The sequence below is a fragment of the Pseudoduganella sp. RAF19 genome, from assembly GCF_052114165.1.
Classification (GTDB): domain Bacteria; phylum Pseudomonadota; class Gammaproteobacteria; order Burkholderiales; family Burkholderiaceae_D; genus Rugamonas.
This window is the reverse complement of the sequence record NZ_JBFREF010000016.1, coordinates 62099-74812: the sequence shown is the minus strand read 5'-3', so window position 1 is coordinate 74812 and position 12714 is coordinate 62099. Positions and strand designations below refer to the sequence as shown.

Here is a 12714-nt window from a genome sequence, read left to right as displayed (position 1 = left end):
GCCGTTCGACTTGCATGTGTAAAGCATGCCGCCAGCGTTCAATCTGAGCCAGGATCAAACTCTTCAGTTCAATCTCTGTTTTAAGTCATTGCTGACTTGGTCGCTCACTCAAAATACTGACGAAATCTCTTGCGAGATTACGTTTAATTTTGTGCGAGCATTTGAAGCATATTATTTGAGCATCGYGCCATTCGGCGCGTTGGCCATCTTCAAACGCCCACACTTATCGACTGTTGATTTTTTAAAGATCGCTGCGTTTAGCGACAAATCGTTGTGTTTGTCAGCAGCAGAGAAGCGAGATTATGCGGTACAGCGTGCAACTCGTCAACCCTATGTTTTCAGCGCTTCGCGCTTCCTACATCTCGCTACGTTGCGTGTGCGTCGTTGCGAGGGACAGAACTATAGCGAACCGCAGCCATCCGCGCAAGAGTAAAATTCATCTTTTCGCGCCTGAGCTTCAATCATGACCATCCTGCTGTCCACTCTTAACGCCCGCTACACCCACGCTTCGCTGGGCCTGCGCTATCTGCTTGCCAATATGGGCGAACTGAAAGCGCAAACGCGCATCCAGGAATTCGTGATCGGCGCGAAGACGACCGAGATGGTCGAGCGCATCCTCGCGGCGCAGCCGAAGATCGTCGGCTTCGGCGTCTATATATGGAACGTGGAAGAAACTGCGCGCCTGATTGCGACGCTGAAGCGCGTGGCGCCGCAGGTGGTCATTGTGCTGGGTGGTCCGGAAGTCTCATATGAAACGGGCGAACAGGAAATCGCGCGACTGGCGGACTACGTCGTCACCGGCTGGGGCGACGTCACCTTCCCCAAACTGTGCGGCGAAATCCTGAATGGTCCGAAGCCGCTGATGAAAGTGCACGCCGGTGTGCAGCCGCCGATGGCCGAGATTACCCTGCCCTACTCGGAATACAGCGACGATGACCTGGCGCACCGCACCTTATATGTAGAAGCCTCGCGCGGCTGCCCGTTCAAGTGCGAGTTCTGCCTGTCCTCGCTGGATAAAACGGCCTGGCCATTCAATATAGATAATTTCCTGGCCGAGATGGAGTCGCTGCACGACCGCGGCGCGCGGCTGTTCAAGTTCGTGGACCGCACCTTCAACCTGAACATCAAGACCAGCCTGAAGATCATGCAGTTCTTCTTGGATAAACTGGCCGCAAATCCGGACGATCCGGTCTACGCCCACTTCGAGCTGGTGCCCGATCACCTGCCTGAAGCGCTGAAAGAAGGCATCGCCAAATTCCCGGCCGGGACGCTGCAATTCGAGATCGGCATCCAGAGCTTCAATCCGGTGGTGCAGGCGAATATCAGCCGCAAGCAGGATAACCAGAAGGCAGCGGACAACATCCGCTGGCTGTGCGAGCACTCCAACGTTCACATGCACGTCGACCTGATCGCCGGCCTGCCCGGCGAAACGGTGGAGAGCTTCGCGGAAGGCTTCGACAAGCTGTGGGCACTGGGCCCGCACGAAATCCAGTTCGGCATCCTGAAGCGCCTGCGCGGCACGCCGATCATCCGCCACACTGAGGAATTCGGCATGGTGTACGACCCTTATCCGCCCTACACTATTCTGGCCAACCGCGACATCGACTTCCCGACCATGCAGCGCCTGGTGCGCTTCGCCCGCTATTGGGACCTGGTCGCGAACTCCGGCCGCTTCACGCACGCCACGCCGGTACTGCTTGGCGAACACCCGTTCGCAAACTTCATGGCTTTCTCGGACTGGCTGTACGCGAATACGGACGCCACCCACCGCATCGCACTGGATCGCCTGGCGACCCTGGTCGGGCGCCGGCTGGAACAGCGCATGTCCGCCGGCGAAGTAACGGAGCTACTGGCGCGCGATGGGCATGGTGTAAAAAACAAGTCCGCACATCCAAGCGCCGCGCCGCAACGCCAGGCAAGACATATGGCAGCATAGGGACGGCACGGTAGACCTGCAGTTTGTAGCGCCCGAAACAAATCTCACTTACACTGGCGACATGCCTATTGCACAAGAGCCAACCTTAACCTTCAGCCCAGACGGGCGCGCTGTGACTGCCGATGGGACCTGGCAGGTCCATGCGCTCGCGAGCAAGCGGGTGATGAAGAAATTATCCGGCTGCCTGGAACGCTTGCGCGGCAAGAAGGATGTGCAATGGGACCTCAGTGGCATCGACAGCATGGACCACATCGGCGCTCAGATCTTCTGGGAAGCCTGGGACTATGCCCGTCCCGCCTCGCTGAAACTGGCCGACGGCCAGGACGAATTCTTCCATCGCCTTGAAACCACCGGCAAGATCCAGCTACCGCGTCCCCGCAAGGAGCATTTTGGCTGGGTGACTGCGCTCGGTTTCGGCATCCTGCACTTCCTGGAGCATTTGCGCGAATTCGTGAGCCTGATCGGGCAAGTCACGCAGGACGCAGGCCGCTTCCTGAAAAGGCCAATCAGCGGTCCCTGGCGTGAGATCTCGGCCAACATCTTCCACGCCGGCTTCCAGGCGCTGGGCATCACGGCGCTGGTGGGCTTTCTGATTGGCGTGGTGCTGTCCTATCTGTCGGCTCAGCAGCTGCGCAACTTCGGCGGCGACATCTATCTCGTGAACCTGCTCGGCATGAGCATCATCCGTGAACTGGGACCGCTGCTGGCGGCGATCCTGGTGGCGGGCCGCTCCGGGTCATCGATCACGGCGCAATTGGGCGTCATGCGCGTGACCGAAGAACTGGATGCGATGCTGGTGATGGGCATCTCGCACGGCTTCCGCCTGATCCTGCCGAAAGTCATTGCGCTGGCGATCTCGATGCCGCTGCTGGTGATCTGGACCGACGTCAGCGCCCTGGTGGGCGGCATGGTGGCAGCCAAGATCGAACTGAATCTGTCGGCGCGCTACTTCATTCAGAAGCTGCCGGCCGCGGTGCCGATCGCAAACTACATCATCGGCCTGCTCAAGGGCTGCGTGTTCGGCATGCTGATCGCGCTGGTGTCCTGCCATTTCGGCCTGCGCATCAAGCCCAACACCGAGAGCCTGGGCCGCGGTACCACGACGTCGGTGGTGACGGCAATTACCGTGGTGATCCTGGCGGACGCCGTGTTCGCCATCGTCTTCAATGGAGTGGGCTACTGATGAACGACCAGCCCAAACAGGAAGAAGAAAACTGCGGCTGTCCCGATGGCGAAGGGCAGCTCACGCTGGATGGCAGCGTGCCGGTAGTGGAAATCACCAACCTGCAGACCAAGTTTGGCCGCACGGTGATCCACAATGATCTGAATATGCGCATCTGGCAGGGCGAGATCCTGTCCATTGTTGGCGGTTCGGGCACCGGCAAGACCGTGCTGCTGCGCCAGATGCTGGGGCTGGAACGCCCCACCAAGGGCTGCGTGCGCGTATTCGGCGAAGACATTTCGCTGGCCTCCTCCACCCACCTGCAGGAGCTGCGCAATCACTGGGGCATGCTGTTCCAGCAAGGTGCGCTGTACTCCGCGCTGAACGTGTTCGAGAACATCGCGCAGCCGCTGTGGGAGTTGAAGGTACTGCCCGAGGACCTGATCCGCGACGCGGTGCTGCTGAAGATGAATATGGTGGGCCTGGGCCCCGAGCACGCGAACAAGATGCCGTCCGATCTCTCCGGTGGCATGATCAAGCGCGTTGCGCTGGCGCGCGCGCTGGTGCTGGAACCGAAGCTGCTGTTCCTGGACGAGCCCACCGCCGGCCTGGACCCCGACCTGTCCGAAAGTTTCGTTTCGCTGATCAAGTCCCTGCACCGGGAGCTGGGGCTGACTGTGGTGATGGTCACGCACGACCTGGATACGCTGTTCGCACTCTCGACCCGCATTGCGGTGCTGGCCGAAAAGCACGTGCTGGTATGCGGTCCGACGAAGGAAGTGATCAAGACCGATCACCCGTTTATCAAGCAATTCTTCCTGGGCGACCGCGGCAAACGCGCGCTGGCCGGCCTCGAATAAGGAGCAAGTATGGAAAACCGATCGCATGCCTTAATGACCGGGATATTCACGATCACACTGCTGATCGCGGCTATCCTGTTCGGCGTCTGGTTCAACCGCGACCGCGTGAAGTATGAGCCGTATATGATTTCAACGTCGATGGCGGTGCCCGGACTGAATCCGCAAGCCGCCGTGCGCTATCGCGGCCTGGAAGTGGGCAAGGTGGACGACATCGACTTCGACCCCAAGGTGGCGGGCCAGATCCTGATCCGCCTCGCCATCGACCCGGATACGCCAATCACCAAGACCACCTACGCCACGCTGGGCTATCAGGGCGTGACCGGCATCGCCTACATTCAGCTGGATGACGACGCCACCGGCTCGCAGCGCATCGGCACCAGCAAGGAAAACCCGACCCGCATTCCTTTGCACCCCGGACTGTTCGACCAGCTGGAAAAACGCGGCAAGGAGATTCTGTCGCAAACCCAGCAGGTGACCGAGAAGCTGAACACCCTGCTCAGCGACGACAATCAGAAAGCCATGATGGGCGCCGTCAATGACCTGAGCACCGCGGCGCATGCCTTCGGCCAGATCCCCGAGCAGCTGAAGCCGACCATCGACAAGCTGCCGGCCCTGGCCGCGCAAACCCAGAAGACCTTGAGCACGGTCGACAAGCTGGCAACTGACGCTGACCAGCTGGCCTCCAGCCTGCAAGGTCCGGACGGCGCGGTGGCGCGCATCACCGGCGCGGTGGATCGTGCCGGTACCTCGCTGGAAGCTGTGACCAGCGGTGTTGAACTGGACACGCTGCCTAGCTTTAATGGCCTGGCTGACGAAACCAAGTCCTCCATGCGCGCGGTACGCCGCACCATGAACAACCTGAGCGACCGTCCAACCAGCCTGCTGTTCGGTGCACCAAGCACACCGCCGGGCCCGGGCGAACCCGGCTTCGAGTCTCCGAAAAAATAAGGACATCAACGTGAAGACTACCCTGATTCTCCTCAGCCTCGCGGCCGCACTGGCCGGCTGCGCCAGCAACAAAACCCAGGCGACGACCAGCTACGACTTTGGTCCGCTGACGGCTGCCGCCGGCAACAGCGCATCGCCTGCCGCAGCCGTCTTCCCGGCCCTGGTCGTCGCGGACGTAACCGGCCCTGCTTCGCTGGACACTCAGCGCATGTTCTACCGCCTGATGTATTCGGATGCGCAGCAATCGCGCCCTTACGCCTTCAACAACTGGAGCGTAACGCCGCTGCAGCTGCTTAGCCAGCGCATGAAGGCCCGCCTGGCGCAGGCCGGCGTGAAAGTGCTGAACACCACCGATGCGGCGGGCGGCCTGCCGCTGCTGCGCCTTGAAGCCGACGAGTTCTCGCAGAACTTTGACAGCGCCATGCACAGCAGCGCCAGCATCTCGCTGCGCGCTTCCGTATTCCGCCATCACCAGCTGGTGGATCAGCGCACCTTTACCCACACCGCTCCGGCCGAAAGCGCCGATGCGCCGGGCGGCGCGCGCGGTTTGGCCAACGCATCCGACGCAGTCGCCGCAGATATCCTGGCCTGGCTGGCGACCCTGCCGAAGCAGTAATCAATGACGGAAGCCGGCCGCGCGAAAAGAGGTTCCCCAGTGGCGCGCGCCGCGCTGCTGGCCTACACGCTGCTGATCGTCTATGCCAGCCTGTATCCCTTCTCCGGCTGGCATAACTCGGGACTGTCCCCCTTTATCTTCCTGGAACATGTAGCGCTGCCGCACTACTGGACCAAGTTCGACGCCATCACCAATGTGATCGGCTACATCCCCTTCGGTGTGCTGCTGGTGTACGCGCTGCACCCACAGCTGCGCGGCGGATGGGCCTTTCTGGTGGCGACGCTGGTCGGGGTGCTGGTGTCCGGCACCATGGAGGCGGTACAGACTTATCTGCCCACCCGTGTCTCGTCCAATCTCGACTTCTATACCAATGCCGTGGGTTGCGCGGCCGGTGCATTGATCGGCGCCCTCACCGAGCGCAAATTGATGGACACCAGCGCGCTGTACGCCCTGCGCCAGCGCTGGTTCGCCCAGCATGCCAGCCAGGGCCTGGTGCTGGTGGCTTTGTGGCCGCTGGCCCAGATCTATCCGCAATCCTTCCTGTTCGGACTCGGACAGATTCTGCCCATCCTGTCGGAATGGCTGTCCGACCTGCTGGAAAAGGATATCGACCTGACCAGCTACCTGCGGCCGGATGTCGCGCTGTCGGTGGAGCAGTATTGGCTGTCCGAAACCATCGTCACCGCCTGCGGCATGGTGGGCGCCTCCCTCACTCTGCTTTGCCTGCTGCGCAAGCCTTCGCCGCGCGGCCTGCTGGTGGTGGGACTGGTGGCCGCTGCCGTTACCGTCAAGACCCTGGCTACCGCCCTGCTGTTCGCGCCCGACAATGCCTTCACCTGGATCACGCCCGGTGCCCAGGGCGGTTTCCTGATCGGCGCCATCATGCTGGGCGGCCTGGCTTTCGCACCGCATGTGGCGCAGCGCCGGCTGGCGGCAGCCACCCTGCTGCTCAGCCTTTTGATTGTCAACACCACGCCCGTCAATCCCTACTTCAGCGAGACGCTGCAAAGCTGGGTACAAGGCAAGTTCCTGAACTTCAATGGGGCGGCCCAGTTCCTGTCCGTAATGTGGCCCCTGGCGGCCTTGTGGTTCCTCTGGCTGCCGTCCCATAAGCTCAATAAGCCCTGAGGCGGGTATCATTACGGATTCACCAAGTAACAGAGGTCACTATGAGTGAGCAATACTTTAAGCATCACGTGTTCTTTTGCCTGAACCACCGTGATGACGGCCGCGAAAGCTGCGGTCCGCGTGGCGCCGAGCAGGCGCAGAAACACGCCAAGAAGCGCTGCAAGGAGTTGAACCTGAACGGCGCGGGCAAGGTGCGGATCAATCAGGCGGGCTGCCTGGACCGCTGCGAACACGGCCCGGTGGTGGTCGTGTATCCCGAAGGCACCTGGTACACCTATGTGGACACTGCCGACATCGACGAAATCATCGACAGCCATCTCGTGAATGGCGTGGAAGTAGAGCGTTTGAAGATTAAAGAAGCATGATGAACAAGAATTCGCAAAAATTCACCCTGCAGGGCGGCGCAGGCCTGATGGAAGGCCTGATCGATATGCCGGCAGATGCGCCGAAGGGTATCGCCCTGGTGGCCCACCCGCATCCGCTGTACGGCGGCACCATGGAAAACAAGGTCGCGCAGACCCTGGCCCGTACCTTCGTGGCGCTGGGCTATGTGGTGGCGCGCATCAATTTCCGCGGCGTTGGCGCTTCGGAAGGCGTGCATGACCACGGCCATGGCGAGACGGACGATATGATGATCCTGTACCAGCACATGGTGGCGCAGTATCCCGGCCTGCCGGTGGCGCTGTCCGGCTTCTCCTTCGGCACCTTTGTGCAGTCGCATTTGCAGCAGCGCCTGGCCGCGGCCGGTACACCGGCCGAGCGCCTGGTGCTGGTCGGTACCGCGGCCGCCAAGTGGCCGATCGCCGAAGTGCCTTCCAATACGATTCTGATTCACGGCGAGCATGACGAGACGATTCCTCTGTCCGATGTATTCGACTGGGCGCGTCCGCAGGATATTCCGGTTATCGTGATTCCGGGTGCGGATCACTTCTTCCATCGCAAGCTTGGCCATATCAAGAGCTGGGTGATTGCGCTGTGGCAGGGACAAAAGGACACCGTTGAGGCGGTTTGACGCCTTATAATTTTTGGGGCCAACAATTTTGGCGGATCGATGATCCGCCCTACGACACTATGAAGAAACTCATTTCCGCACTGGCGACCAGTGTTCTCCTGATGACGTCTGCCGTCGCGCAGACGCTTCCCGCTCCGACCATCGCCGCGAAATCCTGGCTGCTGCTGGACGCCACCAGCGGCCAGATCATCGCATCGCAAGATCCGAACGCGCGCGTGGAACCGGCTTCGCTGACCAAGGTCATGACCGCCTACGTCACTTTCGAAGCCCTGCGCGACAAGAAGCTGTCGCTGGACCAGATGGTGAACGTCTCCGTCAAAGCCTGGAAGGTGGATGCCTCCAGCTCCAAGATGTTCATCGATCCTGCCACACCGGTATCGGTCAAGGACCTGCTGTACGGGCTGATGGTCCAATCGGGTAACGATGCTGCTGTGGCCCTGGCCGAAGCCGTGGCCGGCGACGAAGCTACCTTCGTCACCCTGATGAACCGCGATGCCCAGCGCATGGGCCTGACCAACACCCACTTCGCCAACCCGCACGGCCTGCCGTCGCCGGAGAACTACACCACGGCGCAGGATCTGTCGGTACTGGCGCGCCACGTGATCCAGGACTTCCCTGAGTTCTACAAGATCGACTCGGTCAAGGAATTCACCTACAACCGCATCAAGCAGCAGAACCGCAACCGCCTGCTGTGGCTCGATCCGACCGTTGACGGTATGAAGACCGGCCACACCGAAGCGGCAGGCTTCTGCATGATCGCTTCCGCCCACCGTCCGTCCGGCACCATCGACCGCCGCCTGATTTCGGTGGTGATGGGCACGACCTCCGATTCGACCCGTACCCAGGAAAGCCAGAAGCTGCTGAACTGGGGCTTCCAGAACTTCGACACCGTGAAGCTGTACACCAAGGGCCAGGCGATCGACACGCCGGAAGTCTGGAAGGGTTCCGCCGCCAAGATGAAGATCGGCTTCAAGCAGGACGTGCTGGTGACGGTGCCGAAGGGCGTGGCCGCCAAGATGAAGCCCGTGCTGGAGCGTAAGGACCCGCTGGTGGCGCCGATCGCCGAAAACACCAAGGTCGGCACCATGAAGATGATGGTCGATGGCAAACCGCTGCTGGAACTGCCGGTGGTGGCGCTGGAAACCGTTGACCAGGCTTCCATCTTCGGCCGTGCATGGGACTCCATCCGCCTCTGGCTCAAATAAAAATATGACCAAACTGAATCTGTCGCCCGTCGTGGCGGGCATGTGGCGCATGACCGAATGGAACCTGACGCCGGAACAGCGCCTGGACTTCATCGAGCAATGCATCGCGCTGGGCGTGACCAGCTTCGATCATGCGGACATCTATGGCGGCTATGGCGTGGAAGGCCTGTTCGGCGAAGCGCTCTCGCTCAAGCCTTCGCTGCGCGACAAGATTCAGCTGGTGAGCAAGTGCGGGATCAAGCTGGTTTCCTCGCGCCGTCCGGCGCACACCATCCAGCATTACGACACGAGCGCGGCGCACATCCGCGCTTCGGTCGAAAACTCATTGAAGGAACTGCGCACGGACCATCTGGACCTGCTGCTGATTCATCGTCCCGATCCGCTAATGGATTTCGATGAGGTGGCGCATGTCTTCGAAACCCTGCGCAGCGAAGGCAAGGTGCGCGAGTTCGGCGTATCGAACTTCTCGCGCCACCAGTTCGATACGCTGCACAAGCGCATCGCGCTGGTGACCAATCAGGTGGAGTTCTCGCCGCTGCACCTGGCGCCAATGTGGGACGAAACTTTTGACGGCCTGCAGGACAAGGGCATCCGCCCGATGATCTGGTCGCCGCTGGCAGGCGGACGCCTGTTCAGCGAAGGCGATGCTTCCAGCGAGCGCCTGCGCCTGAAGATCAAGGAAATTGCGGACGAACTGGGCAAGCCGTTTGCCAGCGTGGTATTCGCGTGGATCATGCAGCTGCCGTCCAGGCCTGTGCCGCTGACCGGCACCGGACGCCTCGACGGCATCAAGGTCGCCGTCGAAGCGACCAAATTCAAGCTAAGCCGCGCGCAGTGGTTTGAGATCCTGCGCGCCGCCCGCGGCCACGAAGTCGCTTAATCTTTCGGTGGCGCGATGCCGCGCCAGCCGCTGCGCCAGCCGATGTTCAGCAGCAGCGTGCCGCAGATGTACAGCAGGAAGAACAGCACAAAGTAATTGGCCTTCAGCCAGATCAGCAATCCCACATTCACCGCCAGCACGATCAATGCGGCGGTGCTTTTCTTCTGCTTGGAGCTGGGGAAGCGGATGGTCGACACCATCAGGCTGCCCACGGCGAACAGCAGGCCCACCACCAGATAGGCATGCAGCCTGGTGTCCGGATAATCCGGCCATGCCACCACCACCGACGCCACACAGGCCGCGCCGGCGGTAATCGGCATGCCGACAAAGAATTTCGGATCGGTGTGTCCCACGTTCACATTGAAGCGCGCCAGGCGCAGCGCACCGCAAGCAACAAAGAAGAAGGCCGCGATGCCGCCTGCCCGCAGCAGGGTCGGATCGGACGGGCCGATTTGCACGAAGCCATAGCAGTACAGCAGCACGGCGGGCGCACAGCCGAAGTTCATCACGTCGGCGATGGAATCGAGCTGCACGCCGAATTCGGAACTGGTGCCGGTGGCGCGCGCGACGAAGCCGTCCAGCGCATCGAAGATGCCCGCCAGGACCAGCAGGAAGGCCGCCAGGCGATAGTCCTGCGCATAGCCGATATAGGCGTTGTCGACCGAGATCACGATGCTGGCGAAGCCACAGGCGATCGACAGCAAGGTGACCGAGCTGGGCAAGGCGAACTTCGCGCGCTGCAGGCGCTGTTGACGAAGGGAGTTCAAATTTGGCAATGATTATGAAAAAGAATGTGGCCTATTTTACCTCGTCGTAGCAAACGTAACTGAGAGTAACGGAACCGCGTCCGCCGGGAAAGTGGCATAGAATCAAAGCATGGCCGGGTCTGCCCGGCAGCTCTTTCGGAGTACCGTCATGCGTTCGAAACTCCTGCTTCCGGCCTGGCTTCTGGCCGCCTTGCTGACGGCCTGCGGTGGAGGCGGCGGGTCCACCAGCAGCGGCAGCGACATCGGCGTTGCGACGCCCACCACCCCCACCACGCCGACGCCGACCGACCAGCCCGGCGCGCCCGCCATGACGGGCGATACGGCAACGGACGGTTTCAATTGGTTCAACTATCGTCGCGCACAGATTGGCCTGTCCCAGCTCACGCGCAACAGCCGCATCGATGCGGCCGCGGTGGGCCACTCGAATTATTTGCGCCTGAATAACACGGTGGTGCACAACCAGACGGCGGGCAATCCCGGATTCACGGGCGCGGCCCTCAGCGACCGCTTTGCGGCCGCCGGCTATACGCTGACACTGCCGTATGCCTACGGCGAGGTGATCTCCGCGGCATCGGACCGCAGCGGGGTCTATCACGCGGAGGAACTGATCGCCGCCATCTACCACCGCTTCGTGGTGTTCGAGCCGGTGTTCCGCGAGATGGGGGCAGGCGCCGCGACCGGCAACAATAACTACACCTACTTCACCGCCGACCTTGCAACCAGCAATGGCTACGGCGCGGGCGTGGGGCATGGCAAGGTCGTCAACTACCCGGCCGATGGCCAGACGGCCGTGCCCACTACCTTCAACAGCGATAACGAGTCGCCGGACCCGGTGCCGAACCAGAACCAGGTCGGCTATCCAATCAGTGTGCATGCCGATATCTCGGCGCAGATCTCGGTGACCACGTTCACCGTGCATCCGCGCGGTGGAAGCAATATGACAACGCGCCTGCTGTCGCGTGCCACCGATGCGGAAACGCCCACCTCGGCGGCGGCCATTATTCCCTTGTCAACGCTGCAGTCGGGGACCACCTACGATGTGAGCTTTAGCGGCACGGTGGATTCGGTTCCAGTGTCGCGTAACTGGTCGTTTACGACGAAATAGGCCAGCAAACTCTGGACCCGTTTCAGGGCGCTCTGCTATCGTGTTCCTCATGAGCAAAGTTCCAGACGCCCCCATTCGCCGCTGCCTTGATACCGAAGACGGCCTGGGCCGCCTGATGGGCAAACGCGCGCTGTACCGCGAGATCCTGCAGCGTTTTCAGCGCGATCATCTGGACGTGGTGCAGCGCATGACGCAGATGCTGCACGCTGGCGAACGGCTGCAGGCACAACGCGAGGCCCACCTGCTCAAAGGATCGGCCGGCCTGATTGGCGCGCAACAGGTGCACGACCTGACGGTGCTGCTGGAGAACGCCATCGCTGCCGGCACCGAAACCCATTCCCTGCTGCCCTTCCTCGGCGATGCACTCAAGCGCCTGGGCGTCGCCATCGAACGCGTACTGCCCGACCTGCCGGAACAGGAAGAATCCGCCGATGCAGAAGACACAACGGAAAATCTGCACGAACTGCTGCACAAGCTGGCTTTCCTGCTGAATGAAGGAGATGGCGCGGCAATCGATCTGGTGGAGCAGCGGGCCGGCGTATTGGCCGCTGCGCTGGGAGTGAAGGCCTACGAGGCGGTGGCAGCCGCCGCACACGCATTCGATTTCGAGACGGCGCTGGACGCGCTGTACTCGGCGCGCTGACGCCTCAGCGCGTATATTCGGCTTCTTCGTCGAAGGAGTCGGCGCATTCCTTGCCGCAGAAGCGCCGCACGCTATCGAGCGGTTTCTCGCAATACCAGCACGAGCCTTTCGGCGGCAGCGACTGGCGTTTGCTTGCCGGCGTTGATGACGCGGGCAAGGCGCTCTGGCTTGGCGGTTCGTCTTGTCTCGGTTCCACGGTGTTCCCCCTTACAGACACTGACTCAGCTTACTGCACCTTACCGCAGCGGCCATGAGCGACATCAACGTCGCCGGTATTCCGCGGGCAAAGTTTCGTTTTGCCTGAACAAATAATAGCAGGATTAAATCAGCATGATGGCGAGCCCATCGTGCGCCAACGCACACAAAACCAACACTAGCGTTTGGCAGAGAGGGAGAGAATTTTTTTAAATGACAAACCGCCGCCTGATAGCGGCTTTGGGGTCAGGCACTAA

Annotated in this window: 14 protein-coding genes and 1 rRNA gene; 12 read left to right on the top strand and 3 right to left on the bottom strand. The window is 61.2% G+C overall.

Annotation, left to right across the window (positions count from 1 at the left end; translation table 11 throughout):
* A 16S ribosomal RNA gene (locus AB4Z19_RS29650) occupies positions 1 to 70 on the bottom strand; the annotation flags it as partial.
* 393 nt (positions 71 to 463) lie between these two features.
* Here AB4Z19_RS29650 and AB4Z19_RS29645 point away from each other — a divergent pair.
* The 10 genes from AB4Z19_RS29645 to AB4Z19_RS29600 all read left to right on the top strand — a co-directional run bounded on the left by AB4Z19_RS29645 (position 464) and on the right by AB4Z19_RS29600 (position 9747).
* Positions 464 to 1936: a DUF4080 domain-containing protein gene (locus AB4Z19_RS29645; RefSeq protein WP_442027429.1), complete on the top strand. Its 1473-nt coding sequence runs from the start codon at positions 464 to 466 to the stop codon at positions 1934 to 1936.
* A gap of 61 nt (positions 1937 to 1997) precedes the next feature.
* A complete protein-coding gene (locus AB4Z19_RS29640; RefSeq protein WP_442027427.1) occupies positions 1998 to 3119 on the top strand; it encodes an MlaE family ABC transporter permease in 1122 nt (373 codons plus the stop codon).
* Positions 3119 to 3958, top strand: a complete 840-nt coding sequence (locus tag AB4Z19_RS29635) for an ABC transporter ATP-binding protein (protein ID WP_442037048.1) — start codon at positions 3119 to 3121, stop codon at positions 3956 to 3958. The genes AB4Z19_RS29640 and AB4Z19_RS29635 overlap by 1 nt, the downstream gene beginning before the upstream one ends.
* Positions 3959 to 3967: 9 nt before the next feature.
* Entirely contained in the window at positions 3968 to 4906 is a 939-nt protein-coding gene (locus tag AB4Z19_RS29630) for an MlaD family protein (RefSeq protein ID WP_442037046.1), read from the top strand.
* A gap of 10 nt (positions 4907 to 4916) precedes the next feature.
* Positions 4917 to 5522 carry an ABC-type transport auxiliary lipoprotein family protein gene (locus AB4Z19_RS29625; RefSeq protein WP_442028085.1) on the top strand — a complete coding sequence of 202 codons (606 nt, stop codon included), beginning with the start codon at positions 4917 to 4919 and terminating at the stop codon, positions 5520 to 5522.
* Positions 5523 to 5525: 3 nt separating this feature from the next.
* Positions 5526 to 6650, top strand: coding sequence for a VanZ family protein (locus AB4Z19_RS29620; RefSeq protein ID WP_442028083.1), 1125 nt, complete (start codon positions 5526 to 5528; stop codon positions 6648 to 6650).
* 41 nt (positions 6651 to 6691) lie between these two features.
* Positions 6692 to 7015, top strand: a complete 324-nt coding sequence (locus tag AB4Z19_RS29615) for a (2Fe-2S) ferredoxin domain-containing protein (RefSeq protein ID WP_442028081.1) — start codon at positions 6692 to 6694, stop codon at positions 7013 to 7015.
* Positions 7015 to 7662 (top strand): alpha/beta hydrolase, encoded by a 648-nt coding sequence (locus AB4Z19_RS29610; RefSeq protein ID WP_442028089.1) that lies wholly within the window; start codon positions 7015 to 7017, stop codon positions 7660 to 7662. The genes AB4Z19_RS29615 and AB4Z19_RS29610 overlap by 1 nt, the downstream gene beginning before the upstream one ends.
* 59 nt (positions 7663 to 7721) lie before the next feature.
* Positions 7722 to 8867 (top strand): D-alanyl-D-alanine carboxypeptidase family protein, encoded by a 1146-nt coding sequence (locus tag AB4Z19_RS29605; protein WP_442037044.1) that lies wholly within the window; start codon positions 7722 to 7724, stop codon positions 8865 to 8867.
* A gap of 4 nt (positions 8868 to 8871) precedes the next feature.
* The gene (locus AB4Z19_RS29600; RefSeq protein ID WP_442037042.1) at positions 8872 to 9747 is read left to right on the top strand and encodes an aldo/keto reductase; all 876 of its coding nucleotides are present in this window, start codon (positions 8872 to 8874) and stop codon (positions 9745 to 9747) included.
* On the opposite strand, the gene pssA is transcribed toward AB4Z19_RS29600, so the two are convergent.
* A complete protein-coding gene (gene pssA, locus AB4Z19_RS29595) occupies positions 9744 to 10514 on the bottom strand; it encodes a CDP-diacylglycerol--serine O-phosphatidyltransferase (protein WP_442037040.1) in 771 nt (256 codons plus the stop codon). The two genes, AB4Z19_RS29600 and pssA, sit on opposite strands and share 4 nt — an antisense overlap.
* 148 nt (positions 10515 to 10662) lie before the next feature.
* Here pssA and AB4Z19_RS29590 point away from each other — a divergent pair, with 148 nt between their 5' ends.
* Together AB4Z19_RS29590 and AB4Z19_RS29585 are read left to right on the top strand one after the other, a co-directional pair.
* Complete coding sequence (locus AB4Z19_RS29590) at positions 10663 to 11619, top strand: CAP domain-containing protein (protein WP_442024854.1); 957 nt, start codon at positions 10663 to 10665, stop codon at positions 11617 to 11619.
* Positions 11620 to 11668: 49 nt separating this feature from the next.
* The gene (locus AB4Z19_RS29585) at positions 11669 to 12262 is read left to right on the top strand and encodes an Hpt domain-containing protein (RefSeq protein WP_442024856.1); all 594 of its coding nucleotides are present in this window, start codon (positions 11669 to 11671) and stop codon (positions 12260 to 12262) included.
* Positions 12263 to 12266: 4 nt separating this feature from the next.
* Here the strand turns inward: AB4Z19_RS29585 and AB4Z19_RS29580 are convergent, their stop codons facing one another.
* Entirely contained in the window at positions 12267 to 12458 is a 192-nt protein-coding gene (locus AB4Z19_RS29580) for a hypothetical protein (RefSeq protein ID WP_442024858.1), read from the bottom strand.
* Between the last annotated feature and the right edge of the window lie 256 nt (positions 12459 to 12714).